This window comes from Streptomyces hainanensis (assembly GCF_004348415.1).
Lineage (GTDB): Bacteria > Actinomycetota > Actinomycetes > Streptomycetales > Streptomycetaceae > Streptomyces > Streptomyces hainanensis.
Map to the genome: position 1 here is coordinate 1 of NZ_SMKI01000061.1, position 22,309 is coordinate 22,309.

Sequence of the window (22,309 nt, forward strand, 5' to 3'; positions counted from 1 at the left end):
AACTCCCAGGACATCCCGATGGTGTTGGGGATCGTGAGCTTCGGGGCGCTGGTGTTCGTGCTGGCCAACCTGCTGGTCGACCTCCTCGGCCCGCTGCTCGACCCCCGGCTGGCGGCGATGGCGGCGGCGATGCGCTCGGCGAAGACCAGGCCTTCGAGGAGCGAGTTGGAGGCGAGCCGGTTGGCGCCGTGCACGCCGGTGCAGGCGGTCTCGCCGCAGGCGTACAGCCCCGGCACGGTGGTGCGCCCGGCCAGGTCGGTGCGGACGCCGCCCGCGGCGTGGTGGGCGGTGGGCGCGACGGGGATCGGCTCGGTCACCGGGTCGATGCCGTGGGCCCGGCAGGCGGCCAGGATGGTGGGGAACCGCCGCGCCCACATGGTGGCGCCGAAGTGGCGGGCGTCCAGGTACATGTGGTCGGTGCCGAGTTCCAGCATCCGGCGGGTGATGGCCTTGGCGACGACGTCGCGCGGCGCGAGCTCGGCCAGCTCGTGCTGGCCGACCATGAACCGCTCGCCGGCCGCGTCCACCAGGTGGGCACCCTCGCCGCGCACCGCCTCGGAGATCAGCGGCTGCTGGCCCTCGGCGCCCGGGCCCAGGTAGAGCACGGTGGGGTGGAACTGCACGAACTCGATGTCGGAGACCTCGGCGCCGGCGCGCAGCGCGATGGCGACGCCGTCGCCGGTGGAGACGGGCGGGTTGGTGGTGGCCGCGAAGATCTGGCCCATGCCGCCGGTGGCCAGCACCACGGCGGGCGCGTGGACGGCGCCGACGCCGTCGTGCCGGCCCTCGCCCATCACGTGCAGGGTGACGCCGGCGGCGCGGCCGGCGGCGTCCTTGAGGAGGTCGAGGGCGAGGGCGTTCTCCACGGTCCTGATGCCGGCGGCGCGCACCGCGGCGACCAGGGCGCGGGATATCTCGGCGCCGGTGGCGTCACCGCCGGCGTGGGCGATGCGGCGGCGGTGATGGCCGCCCTCGCGGGTGAGGGCGAGGGCGCCGGCGTCGTCGGTGTCGAAGTGGGCGCCGAGGGCGATCAGCCGGCGCACCGCGTCGGGGCCCTCGGTGACCAGCGCGCGGACGGGCTCCTCGGCGCAGAGGCCGGCGCCGGCGACCAGGGTGTCGGCGAGGTGCTGCTCCGGGGTGTCGCCCTCGCCGAGCGCGGCGGCGATGCCGCCCTGGGCCCAGCGGGTGGAGCCGTCGTCGAGCCTGGCCTTGGTGACGATGACGGTGCGGCGGCCGGCGGCGGCGCAGCGCAGCGCGACGGTGAGGCCGGCGACGCCGGAGCCGACGACGACCACCTCGGCCTCGATGGCCCAGCCGGCGCCGGGGGCGACCTGGAGGGTGTCGGACCCGGTCATCTGACGGCCCCCACGGTGATCCTGACGTTGTCGATCAGCCGGGTGGCGCCGACCCGGGCGGCGAGGGCCAGCACGGCCTCGCCGGTGTGGTCGTCGGGCACCTCACGGAAGTCGAGCGGGCCGGCGAGCACCAGGTAGTCGGGCGCGACGCCCGGCTCGGCGGCCAGCACCTCGTGGGCGGCGGCGCGGACGGCGGCCGGGCCGCGGCCGGCGGCGGCCGCGCCGGCGCGCAGGGCGCGGCCGAGGGCGAGCGCCGAGGCCCGCTCGGACGGGGACAGGTAGCGGTTGCGGCTGGAGCGGGCCAGGCCGTCGGGGTCGCGGACGGTGGGGGTGGCGACGATCTCGACCGGGAAGTCGAGGTCGCGCACCATGCCGCGGATCAGCGCGAGCTGCTGGGCGTCCTTCTCGCCGAAGAACGCGTGGTCGGGGCGGGTGAGGTGGAGCAGCTTGGCGACGACGGTCAGCACGCCGTCGAAGTGGCCGGGCCGGGAGGCGCCCTCGAGACGCTCGCCGAGCTCGCCGGCCGAGACCCGCACCGCGGGCGGCCCGGCCGGGTACATCACGGCGTCGCTCGGCGCGAAGACGAGGTCGGCGCCGGCCTCGGCGGCCAGCGCCACGTCGGCTTCGAGGGTGCGCGGGTAGCGCTCGTAGTCCTCGTCGGGGCCGAACTGCAACGGGTTGACGTAGACGGTGACGACCAGCTGCCCGCCCGGCGGCAGCAGCGCGCGGGCCGCGCGGATGTTGGCGGCGTGGCCCTCGTGGAGCGCGCCCATGGTCATGACCACGGCGCGGCTCGTGTCCGGCGCGCCGTACCGGTGCAGCTCCGCGGCGTCGCGTGCGACGGGTATCGCCGTCCGCCCGGTCGCCCCGGCGGTCTCCGTCGTGCCGGCCCTCTCGGTCATCGCTCTCCTCCCTCGACGGGCCCGGCGCCGTCCGCGCCCGGGCCGCCGCTGTGTCCGCCGCTGTGTCCGCCGTCGGCGCCGTCCGCCAGGACGCCGAGCAGCGCCTCCGCGAGCTCCGGCTTGAGCAGCCCGTGGTCGAGGGCGCGGTCCGCGGTGGTGCGGGCCATCGCGAGATAGCCGGCCAGGGCGTGCGGGGCGTGGGCGCGCAGCTCGGCGAGGTGGGCGGCCACGGTGCCGGCGTCGCCGCGGGCGACCGGACCTGTGAGGGCGGCGTCCCCGGAGCGCAGGGCGTTGTCCAGGGCGGCGCCGAGCAGCGGGCCGAGCATCCGGTCGGGCGCCGAGACGCCGGCGAGCCGGAGCAGTTCGAGGGACTGCGCGACGAGCGTGACGAGGTGGTTGGCGCCGAGCGCCAGGGCCGCGTGGTAGAGCGGGCGGTCCTTCTCCTCGATCCACTCGGGCTCGCCGCCCATCTCGATGACCAGCGCCTCGGCGGCGAGCCGCAGCTCGGCGGGCGCGGTGACGCCGAACGAGCAGCCGGCGAGCCGCTGGACGTCGACCGGGGTACCGGTGAAGGTCATCACGGGGTGCAGGGCGAGCGGCAGCGCGCCGGCGCGGAGCGCGGGGTCGAGGACGGCCGTGCCGTAGCGTCCCGAACAGTGCGCGATCAGCTGCCCGGGGCGGACGGCGCCCGTCTCGACGAGGCCGGCGACCAGACCGGGCAGCGCGTCGTCGGGGACGGTGAGCAGCACCAGGTCAGCGCGGGCCAGCACCTCGTCGGGGGCGACGAGCGGCACGCCGGGCAGCAGTTCCTCGGCCCGGCGCCGGGAGGCGTCGGAGACGCCGGAGGCGGCCACCGGCCGGTGGCCGGCCAGGGTGAGCGCGGCGGCGAGCACCGGGCCGACCCGGCCCGAGCCCACGACGCCGACGCGGAGCCGCGCGGGTCTGTCCCGCGCCTCGGTGCTCCGGGGGGCGTTGGGGGCGGCGTTCACGACGGGCGGTGCCTCTTTCGACTCAGGCGTTCCGGTCCTGTGTGGGTACCGGACGACGAGGCCATGCTACGGCGCGCGGCCGCCGCTGTATGCGTCGGAGGATCCGTCGTCAGTGCCCACCGGCGCGCACCAGGCCCGTCTCGTAGGCGAGGACGACGGCCTGCACCCGGTCGCGCAGCCCCAACTTGCCCAGGATGCGGCCGACATGGGTCTTGACGGTGGCCTCGGAGACGAAGAGCCGGCGGGCGATCTCGCCGTTGGAGAGGCCCTGGGCGATCAGGGTCAGCACCTCGCGCTCCCGGTCGGTCAGCAGGGCGATCCCGGGGTGGGGCGCCGTGCCCGCCGTGGGCAGCAGGGAGACGAAGCGGTCGAGCAGCCGGCGGGTGGTGGAGGGGGCGACGACCGCGTCGCCGCTGTGCACGGAGCGGATGGCGGCGAGCAGTTCGTCGGGTGGCACGTCCTTGAGCATGAACCCGGCCGCGCCCGCCTTGAGGCCGGAGAACGCGTACTCGTCGAGGTCGAAGGTGGTGAGAATGAGCACCTTGGGGTCGCCGGGGCCGCCGGCGCCCTCCTGGCAGATCCGGCGGGTGGCCTCCACGCCGTCGAGCCTGGGCATCCGGACGTCCATCAGCACGATGTCGACCGTGGTGTTCCGGAGTGCCTCGATCGCCTCCAGGCCGTCGCCCGCCTCGGCCACCACCTCCATGTCCGGCTGGGCGGCGAGCACCATCTTGAAGCCGGTGCGCAACAGGACCTGGTCGTCCACCAGCATCACGCGGATCGTCATCGGATTCTCCCCCTCGTTCTTCCCTCGTTCATCGGCCGGCGTCGCTGCCGGTCAGCGGCAGCGTGGCGCTGATGCGGAAGCCGCCGCCGGGCCGCGGGCCGGCCACCAGCACGCCCCCGACCATGCCTACCCGCTCCCGCATGCCGATCAGCCCCTGGCCCCGACCGTCCGCGCCGCGCTCCTCGTACAGCTCGCGCTGGGCCCCCCGGCCGTCGTCCTCGGCGAGGACGGTGAGCACGTCGAGATCGTAGGAGAGCCGGACGATGGCGCCGACGTCCGGGCCGCCGTGCTTGCGGGTGTTGGTCAGGGCCTCCTGGACGATGCGGTACGCGGTGAGCTCGACGCCGCTCGGCAGCGGGCGGGGGGTGCCCTCTATCCGGAAGTCGACGGGCAGCCCGGTGTCCCTGACCTGGTCGACGAGGTCGGCCAACTGCTCGACGCCGGGCTGGGGGACGTAGTCCTGGCCGGTGACCTGGCCGTCCTCGCCGCGCAGCACGCCGAGGAGCCGACGCATCTCGGTGAGGGCCTGCCGGCCGGTGCCCGAGATGGTGTGCAGTGCGTTGCGCGTCTGCTCCGGGGCCGTGTCGAGGACGTAGGCGGCGCCGTCCGCCTGCACCACCATGACCGACACGTTGTGCGCGACGACGTCGTGGAGCTCGCGGGCTATTCGGGCGCGCTCGGCGGCGACCGCCATCCTGGCCTGGGTCTCGCGCTCCTGCTCCAGGCGGTTGGCCCGCTCCTCGAGCTCCGCGTAGTACGCGCGGCGGGTGCGCAGCGAGTCTCCCAGGACCCAGGCGAGAAGGAAGGCGATGGTGAGGAAGACGGTGCCGGCGATGGTGTTGGCGAGGCCGCTCTCCTCCGAGTCCTCGGGCCAGCGCAGCACGGAGACGGTGGGCGCGAGGAGCGACATGGCGAGTGCGACCCTGGAGGGCCAACGCCGGGGGAGGGACGCGACGGTGAACGCGATGGCGAGGAACGCGAAGTCGGACGGCAGCGGCCGGACGTCGACGACCAGTTGGAAGAGGCCGATGGCCACCGCGAGCACCAGCATCCGCTCGGGCACGACCCGGCGCAGCGTCATCACGGCGTACGAGCCGAACATGACGATCAGCGCGGCCCACTCGTCGCCGGCGTAGACGCTGGTGCCGGGGGCCGTGACGACGACGAGCGACATGAACAGGGGCAGCAACGACCAGCAGCCGTCCACCCAGGTGGGGTGGCGGCGGATGAAGTCGTAGAGCCGGTTCACGTAACCCAGCGTAGGCAATGTGTGCGGCTCGGGAGTCAGCCCGTCGGCCGATACATGAAGCCGTCAACTACTCCTCAAGGTGGATGATGCGTGTGAGTGGGATCCCTGAGGGCATCCCCGACGACCGGCCGGAGGGCTGGCGCGTGGCGACCGAGCGCGCGCTGTACGGACCCGGCGGCTTCTTCGTCAGCCAGGCGCCGGCGGCGCACTTCAGGACCGCCGTGCACGCCTCGTCGCTCTTCGCCGGCGCGGTGGCGGAGCTGCTGCTGCGGGTGGACGCGGCGCTCGGCGGGCCGCCGGCGCTCGCGCTGGTGGACGTCGGCGCCGGCCGGGGCGAGTTGGCGGCCGGGGTGCTGGCCGCGCTGCCGGCCGAGCCGGCGGCCCGGCTGCGGGTGTACGCGGTGGAGCGCGCCCCCCGCCCGGCCGGCCTCGACCCGCGGGTGGCCTGGCGGGCCGCGCCGCCGGCGGGCGCGACGGGGTTGCTGTTCGCCAACGAGTGGCTGGACAACGTGCCGCTCGACGTGGCGGAGGTGGACGACTCGGGGGTGGCGCGCCACGTGCTGGTCACGCCGGACGGCGCGGAGCGGCCCGGTCCGCCGGTGCGGGGCGCGGACGCCGACTGGCTGCGCCGCTGGTGGCCGCTGGACGGCGCGCCGCCCGGCACGCGCGCCGAAATCGGGCTGCCGCGCGACGTCGCCTGGGCCGGCGCCAGGTCCAGCCTGGCGCGGGGGCTCGCGGTGGCCGTGGACTACGCGCACACCCGCGACCGGCGCCCGCCGCTCGGCACTCTGACCGGCTACCGGGACGGCCGCGAGGTGCGGCCGGTGCCGGACGGCGGCTGCGACCTGACCGCCCACGTGGCGCTCGACGCCTGCGCCGGCCCGGACGCGACGCTGCTGACCCAGCGCGCCGCGCTGCGCGCGCTGGGCGTGGACGGCGCGCGCCCCCCGCTGGAGGCGGCCTCCCGCGATCCGGCCGGCTATCTGCGGCGGCTGGCCAGGGCCGGCGAGGCGGCCGAGCTGACCGATCCGGCGGGTCTGGGCGGCTTCAGCTGGCTGGTCGAGCCGGTCGGGATCCGGAACCCGCTGACCTGACGGCCCCCGGGAGCGCCGTCACTTGTCGATGTCGCCGACCACGAAGAAGAAGGAGCCGAGGATCGCCACCATGTCCGCGACGAGCGTGCCGGGCAGCAGTTCGCGCAGCGCCTGGATGTTGTTGAACGAGGCGGACCGCAGCTTCAGCCGGTACGGGGTCTTCTCGCCCTTGGACACCAGGTAGTAGCCGTTGATGCCGAGCGGGTTCTCCGTCCAGGCGTAGGTGGCGCCCTCCGGTGCCTTGAGCACCTTGGGCAGGCGCTGGTTGACCGGTCCCGGCGGCAGCTCGGCGAGCCGGTCGAGGCAGGCGTCCGCGAGGTCGAGCGCGTTCTTCGCCTGGTCGAGCAGCACCTCGAACCTGGCCAGGCAGTCCCCCGCGTCCCTGGTCACCACCCGCAGCACGTCGCCCAACTCGCCGTAGGCCAGGTACGAATCGTCCCGGCGCAGGTCGAAGTCCACGCCGCTGGCCCTGGCGATCGGCCCCGAGATCCCGAACGCGTGCGCCGTCTCGGGCCGCAGCACCCCGACGCCCCTGGTGCGGGCCCGGAACACCTCGTTGCCGAGTACCAGTTCGTCGAGCCTGGTCATCCCGGAGCGCACGTCGGCCACCGCCTCCCTGGCCCGGCCCGTCCAGCCGGCGGGCAGCTCGTCCTTGAGCCCGCCCACCCGGTTGAACATGTAGTGCATCCGGCCGCCGGAGACCTCCTCCATCACGTGCTGGAGGCTCTCGCGCTCGGTGAACGCGTAGAAGATCGGCGTGATGCCGCCCAGCTCCAGCGGATAGGAGCCGAGGAACATCAGGTGGTTGAGCACCCGGTTGAGCTCGGCGAGCAGGGTGCGCAGCCAGACGGCGCGCTCCGGCACCTCCATGCCCAGCATCCGCTCGACGGCCAGCACGACGCCCAGCTCGTTGGAGAAGGCGGACAGCCAGTCGTGCCGGTTGGCCAGCACGATGATCTGCCGGTAGTCGCGCGCCTCGAAGAGCTTCTCCGCGCCCCGGTGCATGTAGCCCACGACCGGCTCGGCGCTGGAGATCCGCTCCCCGTCGAGCACCAGCCGCAGCCGCAGGACCCCGTGTGTGGAGGGGTGCTGGGGGCCGATGTTCAGCACCATGTCGGTGCTCTCCGCGGCGCCGCCCACTCCGATCACCGTCTCCGTCATGCGCGTCAGTCTTTCACTCCTCCGTGTCGCGCGCCGCCCCCCTAAGATGCATTGGTATGGACACGAGGGCTGAGAATCCGGCCCCGGCGGGGGCGGTCTCGGCGGCCGGCGACAGCTGGCGGCCGGTGGCGGGCGCGCTGCTGCGGATGCGGCGGCTGCTGCTGGTCGGCTGGCTCGCGCCGCCCACCGTGGCACTCGGCGTCCTGCTGGCGCTGCTCGCCGGCGGCCCCTGGACGCTGTTCGCGCTGGTCCCGGCCGGTGCCGCCCTCTGGGGCTGGGGCGCCCTCGCGCGGAACTGGCGTTCCTGGGGTTACCGGGAGCGGGACGACGACCTGCTGATCAGGCGCGGCGTGCTGTGGCGGCAGCTGACCGTGGTGCCCTACGGCCGGATGCAGCTGGTCGAGGTGACCTCGGGCCCGCTGGAGCGCAGGTTCGGCCTCGCCACCCTCCAGCTGCACACCGCGGCCGCCGCCACCGACGCCACCATCCCGGGGCTGCCGCCGACCGAGGCCGAGCGCCTGCGCGACCGTCTGACCGAGCTGGGCGAGGCCCGCTCGGCCGGGCTGTGAGCCGGACGGGGCGGGTGGAACCGTGAGCGCGGTGACCGAGCGGCGGACCCGCGGCGAGAACGACGACAGCGGGACCGGCGGTAGCGGCGGTAGCGGCGGAACCGGCGAGATACCCGCCGGTCAGGGGCGCCGGCTGCACCCGGTGACGCCGTGGCGCCGGACCTGGGCGCCGCTGGCCGGGCTCGGCGCCGTCGCCGCGCAGAACGTGCAGAACCTCGACGACTGGACGAGCTCGCTCGGCCTCCTCCGGCTGGCCCTGCTGCTGCTCGCGCTGGTGCTGTGCGCCGCCGGCTACGGCTATCTGTCCTGGCGCGTCACCCGCTACCTGGTCACCGACACCGAGCTACGGATCCGCACCGGGCTGCTGTTCCGCCGCTCCGCCCACCTGCGCCTCGACCGCATCCAGGCCATCGACGTGTCGCGGCCCATGCTGGCCAGGCTGCTCGGGGTGGCCAAGCTGAAGATGGACGTGGTCGGTTCGAGCGCCTCAGACGAGCTGGCGTACCTGTCGGAGGCCGAGGCCGTGCGGCTCCGCGCCGAGTTGCTCGCCCGCGCCGCCGGCATCGCCCCGGAGGCCGCGACGACGGCGGGCGAGGCGCCGGCCCACGAGCTGTACCAGGTGGACACCCCCACCCTGATCAGGTCGTTGGCGCTGCTCGGCACCGGTTGGGGCCTGTTGGCGGTCGCGCTCGGCGTGACCTCGCTCGTCTGGTGGGGCAGCGACAGCATCGTGGCCGCCGTGCTCGCCGGGCTGCCGCTGCTGGCCGGCGCCTGGCAGTCGAGCCTGGGGGCGTTCCTCACCCAGTACGGCTGGACCGTCAGCGAGTCGCCGGACGGGCTGCGGCTCGACCACGGCCTGCTCCAGCGCGACCACGCCACCGTGCCGCCCGGCCGGGTGCAGGCGGTGCGGCTGGTCGAGCCGCTGCTGTGGCGGCGGCGCGGCTGGGTGCGGGTCGAACTCGACGTGGCCGGCGCGGGGAACGAGGGCGGGCTGCTGGTGCCGGTCGCCACCCGCCAGCTGGCGGCCGCCCTGGTCGGCCGGATCCTGCCGGACGTCGACATCCCGGCGGCCCTGGCCGCCATCAACCCGGCGCCCGGCCGCGCCCGTTGGGCCTTCCCGGTGGGCCGGGTCGGCTACGGGCACGGGGTGACGGAGTCCGTCTTCGTGGCCCGGCACGGCCGGTTGCGGCGGGTCCACGAGCTGGTGCCGCACGCCAAGGTGCAGAGCGTCCGGATGACGCAGGGCCCCTGGGCCCAGCGGCTCGGCCTGGCGCACATCCACGTGGACCACGGCGCGGACGGCACGGCGAGCGCCCGGTTGCAGGACGCGGGGTACGTGGCGGCCGAGGTGGCGGCGCAGGCCGAGCGTTCCCGAGTCGGCCGGCGGGCCGCCGCGCCCGAGCGCTGGCTGACGGGCTGATCGGCCGACGGGCCGACCGTGCGTCGACCGCAGTCGACCGCACGTCGACCGGGTCAGCCGATCGTCGTGCCGCCGCCGTCGCCGTCCTCGTCCTCGTCCTCGGCGACGCCGCCCTCCGCCACGTCGTCCTCGTCGTCGTCCTCCTGGTCGAGCAGCACCGGCGAGCCGTGGTGCGCCCACACCTTCCAGTCGCCGGTCTCGGTGCGGCGGAAGACGTTGGTGGCCACCACCATGCCGCCGACCAGCGGCCCCGCCGAGCCGTCGGCCTCCGCCGGACCACCGCTCAGGATGTTCTCCGTGCAGGTCACCATGGCCGTGTCGCCGTGCACCGCGACCTCGACGTCGGTCAGGAAGAACTGGATGTACTCGGTGTTGGCCATGATCAGCGCGTAGGAGCGCATCACCTCGCCGCGCCCGCTGATGACCGGCCACCCGGGGTGCACCACGCTGATGTCCGTGTCCAGCCAGCGCTCGCCCATCGCGTCCAGGTCGCCGCGCTCCAACGCGTCGTAGAGCGCGGTGTTGGCCGCCGTCACGGCCTCCACGTCCGTGCTGGCGCCGCTCACGCCGCCCCCTCCCCCGCCGCCGCGACGGCCGAGGCCACCCGCACCGCGTCCGCGCTGGCCCGCACCTCGTGCACCCGCACCGCCCAGGCGCCGTCCCGCGCGGCGAGCGCGGTGACGGCGGCCGTGGCCGCGTCCCGCTCCCTGGCCGGCGGCGGGCCGCCGCCCGGACCGGTGAGCACCCGGCCGAGGAAGCGCTTGCGGGACGCCGCCACCAGCAGCGGCAGCCCCAGCTCGGCGCGCAGCCGCCGGGTGGCGGCGACCAGCGCCAGGTCGTGCTCGGCGTTCTTGGCGAAGCCGAGCCCCGGGTCGACGATCAGCCGGTCGGACGTGATCCCGCCCTCGACGGCGCGCGCCACGCTCTCCCGCAACTCCGCGAGCACCTCGGCCACCACGTCCCCGTAGACCGCGCGGTCGTTCATGTCGACGCTCTGCCCGCGCCAGTGCATCACCACGAACGGCACCCTCGCCGCCGCGACCACCGACACCATGCGGGGGTCGGCCCGCCCGCCGCTGACGTCGTTGACGAGCCGCGCGCCGGCCGCGACGGCCCGCTCGGCGACCCCGGCCCGCATCGTGTCGACGCTGACGACCACGCCCTCGCGCGCCAACTCCCGCACCACGGGGATGACCCGGCGCAGCTCCTCGGGCTCGTCCACCCGGGTCGCGCCCGGTCGGGTCGACTCGCCCCCCACGTCGACGAGGTCGGCGCCCTCGGCCACCAGGTCGAGGCCGCGTTTCACCGCGGACTCGGCGTCGAACCAACGCCCCCCGTCCGAGAACGAGTCCGGTGTGACGTTGACCACCCCCATGACCGCGCAGCGATCCCAGCTGGGCAGCCCGGTCACGTGGCCGTACGAGATGTTCATGCGTCAAGGGTAGGGGCTCACCGGCCGCCGACGCGGGCCGAGAAGCGACCTGGTGCCGCGCCGTGCCAGGGCGTAAGGCACCATCGGGCGGTGTGTCCCGGGGTAGGGGAAGCCGATCGCCCCGCGCGGGTAGATTCGAACGCCTCGGAGGGGTTTCATGCCCTTGGCACCTGCGACCACCGCCGGGCATGACGAGACCCGGACCAGCGTTCAAGCAGCGAACGAGCGAAGACAGCGAACGACGAGAGGGAGTGACGCCGTGGACGTGATCGCCCTGCACGGGCTGAGCGCCAAGGGCTACCACGGGGTTCTCCCGCACGAGCGCGCCGAGGGACAGACCTTCGTGGTCGACGTCCGACTCGGCGTCGACACGCGCGCGGCGGCGGCCGACGACGACCTGGCGAAGACGGTGCACTACGGCGTGCTGGCCGAACAGATCACCGCGGTCGTCACAGGTGAACCCTGCGACCTGGTCGAGACGCTGGCCCAGCGGATCGCCGACCGGTGCCTCGGGCATCAGCCGGTCCAGTGGACCGAGGTCACCGTGCACAAGCCGCAGGCGCCCATCGCCGTTCCCTTTGACGACGTGACCATCACCATCAAGCGGAGCCGAGCATGACCCCCAGCAACGCCGCTTCTTCCCCCGACCCGACCGTCCAGCCCGTGCCCGCCTCCGTCGTCCAACAGGTCGACGCCGCGGACGCGACCCTGCACAACCCGCAACGCGCCGTCATCTCCCTCGGCAGCAACCTCGGCAACCGCCTGGAGACCCTCCAGGGCGCGATCGACGCGCTCGAGGACACCCCCGGGCTGCGGGTGAAGGCCGTCTCGCCGGTGTACGAGACCCAGCCGTGGGGCGTGGATCCGGGCAGCCAGCCCACCTACTTCAACGCGGTGGTGATCGTGAAGACGACGCTGCCGCCGTCCTCCCTGCTGGAGCGGGCACACGCCATCGAGGAGGCGTTCGAGCGGGTACGGGAGACCCGTTGGGCGCCGCGCACCATCGACGTCGACATCGTCTCCTACCAGGGCGTGGTCTCCGACGACCCGACGCTCACCCTGCCCCATCCCCGGGCCCACGAGCGGGCGTTCGTGCTCGTGCCGTGGCACGATGTCGATCCGGGCGCGGAGGTTCCCGGCCACGGCCCGGTGGCCGGGCTGCTGACCGCGCTCCCGGAACAGGGCGTCCTCGCCCGCCCGGACCTCACCCTGGTGCTGCCCGACTGAGCCGGTCGGCTCCCTTCGACGCTCGCCACGAGCCCAGCCTCCCGGACTGATTGGGACCGAAGTTCACCGTCATGAACCAACTGCGGATCCGCACCCTGGCCGGCCTGTTCATCGGCGCCGCGGCGCTGTGTTGGGCAGCGGCCGGGCTGTGGGACTCCCTCGACAACACACTGCCCGCGGTGCCGCTGCTGGCACCGGTCATCCTCGCGCTGATCGCGGTCGTGCTGCTGGCCACCGCACTGTCGCTGCGGTCCCGGCTGCGCGCCCAGCGCGAACGCCGCCCGGGCGCGAAGCCGGTGGACCGGATGATGGCGGCGCGCGCCGTGGTCTTCGGCCAGGCGAGCGCGCTGGTGTCGGCGCTGGTGGCGGGCGGCTACGGGGGGTTCGGGCTGTTCCTCCTGATGTACCGGATGGACGTGTCCAACCGGCGCGAACAGGCGCTCTACGCCGGCCTCGCGGTGGTGGCCGGGCTCGCCGTCGTGGCGGCCGCGCTCTACCTGGAGCGCGTCTGCCGGCTGCGGGACGGCGACGACGACGAGGGCCACGGCGGCCGGGGGCCGATAGGCCACCGCGCCTAGCGGCCCCCGGCGGGCGGCTCCCGCCCTTCCGTGTCCTCCGCCTCCTCCGCGTCGTCCGCCTCAGGCGCCGCTGACCGCGTCGAGGTCGACGGCCGAGCGGGCAACGGCGCGCGCGTCGGCGTCGATGGAGCGGCGCAGCGCCTCGTGCAGCCCGCTGGGAGTGAGCACGCCGAGGAAGCGGTCGTCGTCGCGCGGGTCGAGCACCGCGATCCAGCCGGCGTCGTACTGGAGCATGGTGCTGAACGCCTGCTTGAGCGAGGCGCCGAGCGGCAGCGTGGCGTCCATCCGACGCGCGTAGCCGGCGACCGGGCCGACCACGTCGGAACCACCGGCGTCCGGTATCGGCACCCAGCCGTGCAGCGCCTCCCGCTCGTCGAGCACCACGGCCCACCGCACCCCGTCGGCACGCATCAGGGCGGCCGCCCGGTCCATCGGGTCGGAGAGGTGCACGACCGGCGGCCGCTCCAGGTCGCCCTTCTCGACGGGTGTCACCGAGAGCCGCTTGAGCCCGCGGTCGCTGCCGACGAACGCCGCCACGTGGTCGTTGGCCGGGTTGCCGAGCACGGCGGCCGGCGAGTCGAACTGCTCGACGCGGCCCTGCCCGAAGACCGCCATCCGGTCGCCGAGCCGGACCGCCTCCTCCACGTCGTGCGTGACGAACAACACGGTCTTGCGCATCTCGGCCTGGAGCCGCAGGAACTCGTTCTGCAGCCGCTCGCGCACCACCGGGTCGACGGCGCCGAACGGCTCGTCCATCAGCAGCACGGGGGGATCGGCCGCCAGCGCCCTGGCCACGCCGACCCGCTGCCGCTGCCCGCCGGAGAGCTGGTCGGGGTAACGGCCCCCGTAGACGGCGGGGTCGAGGCCGACGAGTTCGAGCAGCTCGGCGGCTCGGCGGCGGGCCTCGGCCTTCCGCCGGCCGAGCAGCAGCGGCACGGCGGCGGCGTTGTCCAGGACCGTGCGGTGCGGGAAGAGGCCGACCTGCTGGATGACGTAGCCGATCCGGCGGCGCAGTCGCACCGCGTCCTGGCTGGCGATGTCCTCACCGCCGAGCAGTATCCGGCCGGAGGTCGGCTCCTCCAGCCGGTTGACCAGCCGCATCGTGGTGGTCTTGCCGCAGCCCGAGGGACCGACGAGCGTGACCAGCTCGCCCTCTTCGACCTCGAGATGGAGGTCGTCCACGGCGAGCGTGCCGTCCGGATAGCGCTTGGAAACGTGGTCGAACTGCAACATGTTCATAAGTCTGTCAGGTTTCCCGGCTAGGGTGCTTGAACATGAGTGCGGTGAGGGCCGAGAACTGCCTGGCGGCGAATGAGTGGATCTGCGGAGAATACGTCCGCAGTCGCGGCCAGGAGCTCACCGACGCCACCCTCGAACACATCGTGATCGCCACCACGTCGGTGGGCATCGCGATCCTGGTGGCCTTCCCGCTGGCCCTGCTCGCCCGCCGTTGGCGGCCGGCCGCCGGCTCGATCCTCGGCCTGACCACGGTGCTCTACACGATCCCGTCACTCGCCATGTACGCGCTGCTGCTGCCGGTGTTCGGGCTCTCCGCCTCGGTGGTGGTCTGCGGCCTGGTGCTCTACTCGCTCACCGTGCTGGTCCGGAACATCCTCACCGGGCTCGACTCGGTACCGACCGAGGCCAGGGACGCGGCCCGGGGAATGGGCTACGGCCGCTGGCGGCTGCTGTTCGGCGTCGAACTGCCGCTCGCGGTGCCCGCGCTGATGGCCGGGGTGCGGATCGCCACGGTCTCCGCCGTCTCGCTGACCACGGTCGGCGCCATCGTCGGCCACGGCGGGCTCGGCAACCTCATCCACACCGGCATGCGGAGCTACTTCAAGGCACAGGTGCTCACCGCCTCCGTGCTGTGCGTGCTGCTCGCCGTGCTGGCCGACCTGCTGCTGCTCGCGCTGCAACGGCTGCTCACGCCCTGGACCAGGGCGGCGGCCACCGGCGGCCGGGGCGCCAACCGCGCGGCACGGCGAGGCCGCCGGCGGTCCGCCCGACAGGAAACAGCGCTCGACGCCAAGGGGGCGATCTGACGTGGGCGTCTTCGCCGACGCGTGGGCCTGGCTCACCACCGGCGCGAACTGGTCGGGCGACGCGGGCGTCTGGCACCGGCTCGCCGAGCACCTCTCGCTCACCGGGATCTCGCTGGTCGTCTCCTGCGCCGTGGCGCTGCCGCTCGCCTGCTGGCTCGGTCACGGCGGCGGGCGCCGGATCGGCGGCGCGCTGGCCATCAACATCTCCAACGTCGGGCGCGCGGTGCCCACCTTCGCCGTGCTGGTGCTGCTCACCCTCGGCCCGCTCGGCCGCCACGGCGACCTGCCGGTCCTCGTCGCGCTGGTGCTCTTCGCCGTGCCGCCATTGCTCACCAACGCCTACGTGGGCGTCTCGGAGGCCGACCGGGACGTGGTCGGCGCGGCGCGCGGCCTCGGCATGTCGCGCTGGCAGCTGTTGACGCGCGTCGAACTGCCGTTGGCGTTCCCGCTGATCATGACGGGCGTCCGGACGGCGGCCGTGCAGATCGTGGCCACCGCCACGCTCGCCGCGCTGCCGGGCGGCGGGGGGCTCGGCCGGATCATCACCGCCGGCTTCGCGAACTACCGCACCGCGCAGGTGGTCGCGGGCGCCGTCCTCGTCGCCCTGCTGGCGCTGGCCGTCGAGGGGGCGCTCACGCTGCTGCAACGCGCCATCGACCCGGCGCGGCGGCGAAACCACCGCGCTCCCGAGCTGGGCGCCGCCGGGGCCGCCGACGGCGGCCGACCGGGTGACGGCGCCGACCCGGCCGGCGATGGCGGCGGCCGGCCCGGCGGCGGGCCCTCGGCCCGCACGCCCGGGGGCCCCGGGCCCTCGGCCGAGCCGCCGGAAACCCACGCACCCCCGACCGGTGGCGGCGTGCGGGTCGGTCGGGGCCAGTCCCCCACCGTCCGCCCCTCCACCGAAGTCGTCGAATGACCCGACCAAGGGAGACCCTGATGAAAGCCACCCGCACGCGCGCCCGTGCCAGTCGGCCGGCGATGGCCGGCATCGCCGGCCTCGCCCTCGCCCTGTCCCTGGCCGCCTGCGGCGGCGGCGACAGTCTGGAGTCGGAGGGCGACGGCGACAGCGGGGGCGGCGGCACCGAACAGGGCGACGCCGGCGGCTCGTTGACGATCGGCGGCGCCAACTTCACCGAGGCCACCATCATGGCCGAGCTCTACGCGCAGATCCTCGAGGACGCCGGCTACTCCACCACCGTCACCACCGTGGACAGCCGCGAGATCTACCAGCCGGAGCTGGAGAGCGGCGGCATCGACATCGTGCCCGAGTACGCCGCCACGTTGACCGAGTTCCTCAACGCCCAGACCAACGGCCCGGACGCCGAGCCGGTCGCCAGCTCCGACGTCGACGAGACCGTCGCGGCGCTGCGCGAACTCGCCGAGCCGCGCGGCCTCACCGTGCTGGACGCCGGCGAGGCCGCGGACCAGAACGCGTTCGCCGTCAGCGAGGAGTTCGCCGCCGAGCACGACCTGACGACCCTCTCCGACCTCGGCGAGTCCGGGCTGCCGATCCGGCTCGCGGCCGGCGACGAGTGCGCCGAACGCCCCTTCTGCGAACCGGGCCTTGAGGAGACCTACGGCATCGACATCACCGAGATCGACCCGCGCGGCGTCGGCACCGTGCAGGCCAAGCAGGCCGTGGCGGACGGCCAGGACGACATGGTGCTGACCACCACCACCGACGCCACGCTCGACCAGTTCGGCCTGGTGCTGCTCGAGGACGACCTGAGCCTCCAGCTCGCCGACAACCTGCTGCCGGTCCTCAACTCCGAGAACGCGGGCGACGAGGAGATCGCCGCGGCCCTCGGCCGCCTCACCGAAACCCTCACCACCGACGACCTGATCGAGCTCAACCGGCAGGTCGACGCCGAGCGCCGCACGGCCGAGGACGTCGCGGGCGACTATCTCGCCGATCGGGGTCTGATCACCAACTGACCCATCGCCGCAGGTGGTTGAGGGATCAGTGCGCCGGCCGGAAAATCCGCCAGGTAACCGGCCGGCCACAACCCGCCGGGTGCACTCCCACGGGCCGTCCGCGTCACGGTAAGTTTCGACCATGGCACGTGGACGTCACCGTAACGCGGCACTGCACCGGGTGTTGATCCCCTCCGCCCTCGGCGGCTCCGCGCTGCTGTGCGCGGCGCTCGCCTGGGTGCTCGGCGGCTCGGCGGCGAGCCTGCTGGCGACCGTCGCCGCGTTCGCCGCGGTGACGGCGTCCGCGCTGCTGCGCCGCTGGGACCTGGAGGCGGGGCGGATGGTCGCCCGGGAGCGGGCGGCGAAGGCGGGGATGAGCTGGCAGGTCGACGAGCGGCAGGCCGAGCTCGAAGAGGCCCAGGATCTGGTGAGCCAGCTGGAGGACAAGATCCGCGGCAAGCGGGCCGACCTCGGCCGGCTGCGCTCGGAACACGCCGACCTGCTCCGCCGCTACGCCACCGCGGAGAGCGAGCGGGCCAGGGCACTCGAAGGTCGCAGGCGGCTGGCCCTGGAGGCCTCGGAGCCGGCCAGGGAGCTCACCTCCGAGCCCACCGACCACCGCACGGCCGCCGGCGCCCCGACCCGGCTCACCTACCTCCAGGCGTACGAGGCGCTCGGCCGGCTCTCCCGCAGCGCCGCCCGCCAGCGGGCCGCCTCACCGGAGGCGGAGCCGGAGGCCGAACAGGCCACCGAACAGCGCATCGAACAGGGCACCGAGCAGGACGCCCGGCAGGACGCCGCTCCGGCGCTCCCCGCCCCGGCACCGCGCCGCGAGGAGCCACGCGAAAGCGAAGCGCCGGTCCCGGCACCGGCCCGGTCGTCCAGGTCCGAGGCGGGCCCACGCCAGGGCGGCGGCTCCCGGTTCGACTTCTTCGGCTCCACCGCCTCGCCGGCGCCGGCCAAGGCGCGGCGCAAGCCGGTCCTTGACGAGCCCGAGGAGGACGCCCGCGAGCGCGAGCCGGCCGGCGCGCTGGACGAGGCCCGCGAGAGCCACTGACGCCGAAGCGGGCGAGCCCGCTTCGGCCGGGGCTCGTCAGCGGGCCAGGATCAGGCTCATCGCCTCGGCGCGGGTCGCCGCGTCCCGCAGTTGGCCACGCACCGCGGAGGTCGTCGTCTTGGCCCCCGGCTTCCGCACCCCGCGCATCGTCATGCACATGTGCTCGCACTCCACCACCACGATCACCCCGCGCGGCTCCAGGATCCGCATCAGCGAGTCGGCGATCTGGGTGGTGAGCCGCTCCTGCACCTGCGGCCGACGGGCGAACACGTCCACCAGCCGCGCCAGCTTGGACAGGCCGGTGATCTTCCCGCTGGCGGCCGGGATGTAGCCGATGTGCGCGTACCCCACGAAGGGCACCAGGTGGTGCTCGCAGGACGACAGCACCTCGATGTCCTTGACGAGCACCATCTCGTCGTGCCCGAGGTCGAACGTGGTCGTCAACACGTCTTCGGGGCGCTGCCAGAGACCTGCGAATATCTCCCGGTAGGCCCGCGCCACGCGCGCCGGGGTGTCCCGCAGTCCCTCGCGGTCCGGGTCCTCGCCGACCGCGATCAACAGCTCGCGGATGGCACTCTCGGCGCGCTTCTCGTCGAACTCACCGATCGGCCCGGGCCCGGGCTGGTCCGGCAGTGTCACCGGGTCGGTCATAGCGTTCCTCGTTCCTTGATCACGACGCGCACCATGGCTCCACACACGTCCGCGCCCCTCACCATAGAACGTGAGGGGCGCGGACGGACATTCCGGGACCAGCCGGGGAAGGACCCCGGATCAGTCCTCGGTGCGCTGCTCCTCCAGCGGGGGCACGGCCTTCTCCAGGCTCCCGTTGGCCAGGTTGATCTCCTTCACCGGGAAGGTGACCGGCGGCCGGGTGGACGGCGTGCGGCGGGTGGACCCCGTCCACGCCGGGCGGGCCGGACGCTTCACGACGCCGGCGAAGATCTCCGCGAGGTCCTCCTTGTTGAGGGTCTCCCGCTCGAGCAGCGCCAGCACCAGGTTGTCGAGCACGTCCCGGTTCTCCACCAGGATCTCCCACGCCTCGTTGTGCGCGGTCTCGATGAGGGTCTTGACCTCCCCGTCGACCACGCCGGCGACCTCCTCCGAGTAGTCGCGCTGGTGGCCCATGTCCTTGCCCAGGAAGGGCTCGGAACTGTCGGTGCCGAACTTGATGGCGCCGAGCCGCTCGGTCATGCCGAACTGGGTGACCATCGCCCGCGCGGTGGCCGTGGCCTTCTCGATGTCGTCCCCGGCGCCGGTGGTCGGGTCGTGGAAGACGAGCTCCTCGGCCGCCCGGCCGCCCATCATGTAGGCCAGCCGGTCCAGCATCTCGTTCCGCGTGGTGGAGTACTTGTCCTCCTCCGGCAGCACCATGGTGTAGCCCAGGGCGCGGCCGCGGGAGAGGATCGTCACCTTGTGCACCGGGTCGCTGTTGGGAGAGGCCGCCGCGACCAGGGCGTGCCCGCCCTCGTGGTACGCGGTGATCATCTTCTCCTTCTGGCTCATGATCCGGGTGCGCTTCTGCGGGCCGGCGACCACCCGGTCGATGGCCTCGTCCAGGAACGAGTTGTCGATCAGCTTCGCGTTCCCCCGGGCGGCGAGCAGCGCCGCCTCGTTGAGCACGTTGTTCAGGTCGGCGCCGGTGAAGCCGGGGGTGCGCCGGGCGACGGCCGACAGGTCGACGTCCGGGGCGACGGGCTTGCCCTTCTGGTGGACCTTGAGGATCTCCAGCCGGCCCTGCATGTCCGGGCGGTCGACCGCGATCTGCCGGTCGAAACGGCCGGGACGCAGCAGCGCCGGGTCCAGGATGTCCGGCCGGTTGGTGGCGGCGATCAGGATCACACCGCCCTTGACGTCGAAGCCGTCCATCTCGACCAGCAGCTGGTTCAGCGTCTGCTCGCGCTCGTCGTGCCCGCCGCCCATGCCGGCGCCGCGGTGCCGACCGACGGCGTCGATCTCGTCCACGAAGACGATGGCCGGCGCGTTGGCCTTGGCCTGCTCGAACAGGTCACGCACCCGGGAGGCACCGACACCGACGAACATCTCGACGAAGTCGGAACCGGAGATGGAGTAGAACGGCACCCCGGCCTCGCCGGCCACGGCGCGTGCCAGCAAAGTCTTACCGGTGCCGGGCGGGCCGTAGAGCAGCACGCCCTTGGGGATCTTGGCGCCGACGGCCTGGAACTTCGCGGGCTCCTGCAGGAACTCCTTGATCTCCTGGAGCTCCTCCACGGCCTCGTCGGAACCGGCCACGTCGGCGAAGGTGGTCTTCGGCGTGTCCTTGGTGATCAGCTTCGCCTTGGACTTGCCGAAGTTCATCACCCGCGAGCCGCCGCCCTGCATCTGGTTCATCAGGAACAGGAACACGATGATGATCAACAGGAACGGCAGAATCGACAGCAGCATGCCCACGAACGGGTTCTGCGACTTCGGGGAGACGGTGTACCCGTCGGTCAGCTGGCCGTCCTGGTACTTCGACTGGAGCATGGAGGCGAGATTCTCGCCCTGCCCGTCGATGTAGCTCGCCTGGACGCGGGAGCTGCCCTCGATCTCCCGGCCGTTCTCGAGCTCGATCCGGATCATCTGCTCGTCGCCGGTGGTGAGCTCGGCGGACTTCACATGATTCTGGCTGATCGCCTGTACGACCTCGCCGGTGTCCACCTTCTTGTAGCCCTCGGAAGAGCTGAACACCTGCATCAGCAGAATTACGGCGAGGACGGCCAGCACGATCCACATCACTGGCCCACGGAAATAGCGCTTCACGTCTATCCATACGGGGCGGCGCGGCCCCGTCCCTCCTGCCACATCTAGGCACAGCGCCCGGACGGGATCTGCTGTGCGCGCGGTGTCCTTGTCTTCATCCAACGGTAGGGGATGAACCGGTGTTCCCGGCCGTCCCCTGCGTTCCGGCCCCGCCCGGCGCTACCCCACTAGGAGCTGTAGACGTGCGGGGCCAGCGTTCCGACGAAGGGCAGATTGCGGTACTTCTCCGCGTAGTCGAGGCCGTATCCCACCACGAACTCGTTGGGGATGTCGAAACCGACCCACTCCACCTCGATGTCGACCTTGGCCGCGTCGGGCTTGCGCAACAGCGTGCAGACGCGGATCGAGGCCGGCTCCCGCGAGCCGAGGTTCGACAGGAGCCAGGAGAGGGTGAGGCCGGAGTCGATGATGTCCTCGACGATCAGCACGTGCCGGCCCTTGATGTCGGTGTCCAGGTCCTTGAGGATCCGCACCACACCGGAGGACTGGGTGCCGGCGCCGTAGGACGACACCGCCATCCAGTCCATGGTGACCGGCGACGACAGGGTCCTGGCCAGGTCCGCCATGACCATCACGGCGCCCTTGAGGACCCCTACCAGGAGGAGCTCCTTCCCGGCGTACTCGGCGTCGATCCTGGCGGCCAGCTCCTGGAGCTTGGCATCGATCTGTTCCTTGGTGATGAGCACCGACTCCAGGTCGGCCCCCAGGTCCGTCTCTCGCACCCGCGCCACTGCTCTCTTCCGGCTCTTCCGGTTCTTCCCGCTCATCCGGGTCTGGCTCCGCTGGCTGCGCAGGTCCGTGTCGACTCGCCCCTCGACGCGCCTACTGACTCGCCTGCTGGATCACCAGTCTGCCACCCTGCCTGCTGGCCTCGACGCGGCCCGGCAGATTCAGCGGGCGCTGGCCGCGCCACGCCGTGATCAGCCGGTCCGTCTCCTCGATGTGCCGGGCGAAGAGCGAGCCCGCCGGGGAACCCGCCGCGATGGCCGCCCGGCGCAGCACCCGGCGCCGCACGGCGGGCGGCAGGGCGCCCAGCTCCGCGACGCCCAGCGCGCCGTCGGGGCGGGTGGCGGCCCGGTGGGCGGCCTCCGCCCAGGCGTCCAACGCGTCGGCGTCGTCCCTGGAGAGCTGCGCGGTGCGGGCCAGGGCCTCGACGACGCCGCGGCCGAGGGCCTTCTCCAGCGCGGGCAGCGCCTCGTGCCGGACGCGGGAGCGGGTGTACGACGGATCGGTGTTGTGCGGGTCGTCCCAGACGGGGAGCGACTGGACGAGACAGGCCTTGCGGGTGGTCTGCCGGTCGATGCCGAGGAAGGGGCGACGGTAGCGGAGGGCCGTGGCCGGGGCGCCCGAGAGGCTGCCCGAGACGGCGGCCATGCCGGCGAGCGAGCGGGTGCCGGAGCCTCGGGCGAGGCCGAGGAGCACGGTCTCCGCCTGGTCGTCGCGGGTGTGGCCGAGGAGCACGGCGGCCGCGCGGTGGCGTTCGGCCGTGGTGTCGAGGGCGGCGTAGCGGGCGCTGCGGGCGGCGGCCTCGGGGCCGCCGGTGCGGCCCACGTCCACCGGGACGACGTCCACCGGGTCGAGGCCGAGGGAGGAGAGGCGCTCGGCGACCTCGGTGGCGCGAAGGTCGGAGCCGGGCTGGAGACCGTGGTCGACGGTGACGCCGCCGGCGCGGACGCCGGCCTTCGGGGCCTCGAAGGCGAGGGCGGAGGCGAGGGCCATGGAGTCGGCTCCGCCGGAGCAGGCCACCAGCACGAGGGGCTGGGGGAAGCG

General features: G+C 73.6%; 22 protein-coding genes and 1 pseudogene. 10 read left to right on the forward strand and 13 right to left on the reverse strand.

The features are described 5' to 3' along the window. The 5 genes from E1283_RS08085 to E1283_RS08105 all read right to left on the reverse strand — a co-directional run. Positions 1-1,355: L-aspartate oxidase (locus E1283_RS08085; RefSeq protein WP_132817225.1), on the reverse strand; the 1,355-nt coding region annotated here is incomplete at its 3' end. Then, a complete protein-coding gene (panC, locus tag E1283_RS08090; protein ID WP_132817226.1) occupies positions 1,352-2,257 on the reverse strand; it encodes a pantoate--beta-alanine ligase in 906 nt (301 codons plus the stop codon). The genes panC and E1283_RS08085, both read right to left, overlap by 4 nt. Continuing rightward, on the reverse strand, positions 2,254-3,246 hold the full coding sequence (locus tag E1283_RS08095; RefSeq protein WP_132817227.1) for a Rossmann-like and DUF2520 domain-containing protein: 993 nt from the start codon (positions 3,244-3,246) through the stop codon (positions 2,254-2,256). Before E1283_RS08095 ends, panC begins: the two co-directional genes overlap by 4 nt. A gap of 109 nt (positions 3,247-3,355) precedes the next feature. Continuing rightward, a complete protein-coding gene (locus E1283_RS08100; RefSeq protein WP_132817228.1) occupies positions 3,356-4,033 on the reverse strand; it encodes a response regulator in 678 nt (225 codons plus the stop codon). 28 nt (positions 4,034-4,061) lie between these two features. Then, on the reverse strand, positions 4,062-5,282 hold the full coding sequence (locus E1283_RS08105) for a sensor histidine kinase (RefSeq protein ID WP_132817229.1): 1,221 nt from the start codon (positions 5,280-5,282) through the stop codon (positions 4,062-4,064). Between the two features lie 92 nt (positions 5,283-5,374). Here E1283_RS08105 and E1283_RS08110 point away from each other — a divergent pair, with 92 nt between their 5' ends. Next, positions 5,375-6,376, forward strand: coding sequence for an SAM-dependent methyltransferase (locus tag E1283_RS08110; protein WP_243744680.1), 1,002 nt, complete (start codon positions 5,375-5,377; stop codon positions 6,374-6,376). 18 nt (positions 6,377-6,394) lie between these two features. Here the strand turns inward: E1283_RS08110 and E1283_RS08115 are convergent, their stop codons facing one another. Continuing rightward, a complete protein-coding gene (locus E1283_RS08115; RefSeq protein ID WP_132817241.1) occupies positions 6,395-7,546 on the reverse strand; it encodes an NADH-quinone oxidoreductase subunit D in 1,152 nt (383 codons plus the stop codon). A 47-nt stretch (positions 7,547-7,593) separates the two neighbouring features. Here E1283_RS08115 and E1283_RS08120 point away from each other — a divergent pair, with 47 nt between their 5' ends. Next, the gene (locus E1283_RS08120) at positions 7,594-8,106 is read left to right on the forward strand and encodes a PH domain-containing protein (protein ID WP_132817230.1); all 513 of its coding nucleotides are present in this window, start codon (positions 7,594-7,596) and stop codon (positions 8,104-8,106) included. A gap of 22 nt (positions 8,107-8,128) precedes the next feature. Continuing rightward, on the forward strand, positions 8,129-9,526 hold the full coding sequence (locus E1283_RS08125) for a PH domain-containing protein (RefSeq protein WP_132817231.1): 1,398 nt from the start codon (positions 8,129-8,131) through the stop codon (positions 9,524-9,526). A gap of 53 nt (positions 9,527-9,579) precedes the next feature. On the opposite strand, the gene E1283_RS08130 is transcribed toward E1283_RS08125, so the two are convergent. Together E1283_RS08130 and folP are read right to left on the reverse strand one after the other, a co-directional pair. Beyond that, a complete protein-coding gene (locus E1283_RS08130) occupies positions 9,580-10,092 on the reverse strand; it encodes a nuclear transport factor 2 family protein (RefSeq protein WP_132817232.1) in 513 nt (170 codons plus the stop codon). Next, the gene (folP, locus tag E1283_RS08135) at positions 10,089-10,958 is read right to left on the reverse strand and encodes a dihydropteroate synthase (protein ID WP_243744682.1); all 870 of its coding nucleotides are present in this window, start codon (positions 10,956-10,958) and stop codon (positions 10,089-10,091) included. The genes E1283_RS08130 and folP overlap by 4 nt, the downstream gene beginning before the upstream one ends. Before the next feature lie 259 nt (positions 10,959-11,217). Here folP and folB point away from each other — a divergent pair, with 259 nt between their 5' ends. The 3 genes from folB (at position 11,218) to E1283_RS08150 (ending at position 12,763) form a co-directional block, all read left to right on the forward strand. Beyond that, complete coding sequence (gene folB, locus E1283_RS08140; protein ID WP_132817233.1) at positions 11,218-11,577, forward strand: dihydroneopterin aldolase; 360 nt, start codon at positions 11,218-11,220, stop codon at positions 11,575-11,577. Continuing rightward, positions 11,574-12,185, forward strand: coding sequence for a 2-amino-4-hydroxy-6-hydroxymethyldihydropteridine diphosphokinase (folK, locus tag E1283_RS08145; RefSeq protein ID WP_132817234.1), 612 nt, complete (start codon positions 11,574-11,576; stop codon positions 12,183-12,185). Before folB ends, folK begins: the two co-directional genes overlap by 4 nt. A 71-nt stretch (positions 12,186-12,256) precedes the next feature. Beyond that, positions 12,257-12,763, forward strand: coding sequence for a DUF3180 domain-containing protein (locus E1283_RS08150; RefSeq protein ID WP_132817235.1), 507 nt, complete (start codon positions 12,257-12,259; stop codon positions 12,761-12,763). 60 nt (positions 12,764-12,823) lie between these two features. Here E1283_RS08150 and E1283_RS08155 read toward each other — a convergent pair whose 3' ends face one another. Next, entirely contained in the window at positions 12,824-13,996 is a 1,173-nt protein-coding gene (locus tag E1283_RS08155) for an ABC transporter ATP-binding protein (RefSeq protein WP_132817236.1), read from the reverse strand. A 50-nt stretch (positions 13,997-14,046) separates the two neighbouring features. On the opposite strand from E1283_RS08155, the gene E1283_RS08160 reads away from it, so the two are divergent. From E1283_RS08160 to E1283_RS08175, 4 genes and pseudogenes are all read left to right on the forward strand, one after another. After that, positions 14,047-14,808 (forward strand): ABC transporter permease, encoded by a 762-nt coding sequence (locus E1283_RS08160; RefSeq protein ID WP_132817244.1) that lies wholly within the window; start codon positions 14,047-14,049, stop codon positions 14,806-14,808. A gap of 1 nt (position 14,809) precedes the next feature. After that, positions 14,810-15,583: pseudogene (locus E1283_RS08165) on the forward strand (ABC transporter permease); the annotation flags it as partial. Positions 15,584-15,744: 161 nt separating this feature from the next. Beyond that, the gene (locus tag E1283_RS08170; RefSeq protein ID WP_425086144.1) at positions 15,745-16,743 is read left to right on the forward strand and encodes an ABC transporter substrate-binding protein; all 999 of its coding nucleotides are present in this window, start codon (positions 15,745-15,747) and stop codon (positions 16,741-16,743) included. Positions 16,744-16,864: 121 nt separating this feature from the next. After that, the gene (locus tag E1283_RS08175) at positions 16,865-17,779 is read left to right on the forward strand and encodes a hypothetical protein (RefSeq protein ID WP_132817237.1); all 915 of its coding nucleotides are present in this window, start codon (positions 16,865-16,867) and stop codon (positions 17,777-17,779) included. 36 nt (positions 17,780-17,815) lie between these two features. Here the strand turns inward: E1283_RS08175 and folE are convergent, their stop codons facing one another. The 4 genes from folE to tilS form a co-directional block, all read right to left on the reverse strand. Then, positions 17,816-18,430 carry a GTP cyclohydrolase I FolE gene (gene folE / locus E1283_RS08180; RefSeq protein WP_132817238.1) on the reverse strand — a complete coding sequence of 205 codons (615 nt, stop codon included), beginning with the start codon at positions 18,428-18,430 and terminating at the stop codon, positions 17,816-17,818. Positions 18,431-18,550: 120 nt separating this feature from the next. Further along, the gene (ftsH, locus tag E1283_RS08185; protein ID WP_132817246.1) at positions 18,551-20,545 is read right to left on the reverse strand and encodes an ATP-dependent zinc metalloprotease FtsH; all 1,995 of its coding nucleotides are present in this window, start codon (positions 20,543-20,545) and stop codon (positions 18,551-18,553) included. 161 nt (positions 20,546-20,706) lie between these two features. Next, complete coding sequence (hpt, locus tag E1283_RS08190) at positions 20,707-21,306, reverse strand: hypoxanthine phosphoribosyltransferase (protein ID WP_132817239.1); 600 nt, start codon at positions 21,304-21,306, stop codon at positions 20,707-20,709. 55 nt (positions 21,307-21,361) lie between these two features. Then, a partial coding sequence (gene tilS, locus E1283_RS08195; protein WP_132817240.1) for a tRNA lysidine(34) synthetase TilS occupies positions 21,362-22,309 on the reverse strand: 948 nt, incomplete at its 5' end.

Excerpts from the sequence above, each read along its gene's own strand:
- panC (WP_132817226.1), bottom strand. The coding sequence starts at position 2,257 with ATGACCGAGAGGGCCGGCACGACGGAGACCGCCGGGGCGACCGGGCGG.
- E1283_RS08100 (WP_132817228.1), bottom strand. The coding sequence starts at position 4,033 with ATGACGATCCGCGTGATGCTGGTGGACGACCAGGTCCTGTTGCGCACC.
- E1283_RS08120 (WP_132817230.1), top strand. The coding sequence starts at position 7,594 with ATGGACACGAGGGCTGAGAATCCGGCCCCGGCGGGGGCGGTCTCGGCG.
- folP (WP_243744682.1), bottom strand. The coding sequence starts at position 10,958 with ATGAACATCTCGTACGGCCACGTGACCGGGCTGCCCAGCTGGGATCGC.
- folK (WP_132817234.1), top strand. The coding sequence starts at position 11,574 with ATGACCCCCAGCAACGCCGCTTCTTCCCCCGACCCGACCGTCCAGCCC.
- E1283_RS08150 (WP_132817235.1), top strand. The coding sequence starts at position 12,257 with ATGAACCAACTGCGGATCCGCACCCTGGCCGGCCTGTTCATCGGCGCC.
- E1283_RS08155 (WP_132817236.1), bottom strand. The coding sequence starts at position 13,996 with ATGTTGCAGTTCGACCACGTTTCCAAGCGCTATCCGGACGGCACGCTC.
- E1283_RS08170 (WP_425086144.1), top strand. The coding sequence starts at position 15,745 with ATGAAAGCCACCCGCACGCGCGCCCGTGCCAGTCGGCCGGCGATGGCC.
- E1283_RS08175 (WP_132817237.1), top strand. The coding sequence starts at position 16,865 with ATGGCACGTGGACGTCACCGTAACGCGGCACTGCACCGGGTGTTGATC.
- folE (WP_132817238.1), bottom strand. The coding sequence starts at position 18,430 with ATGACCGACCCGGTGACACTGCCGGACCAGCCCGGGCCCGGGCCGATC.
- hpt (WP_132817239.1), bottom strand. The coding sequence starts at position 21,306 with ATGAGCGGGAAGAACCGGAAGAGCCGGAAGAGAGCAGTGGCGCGGGTG.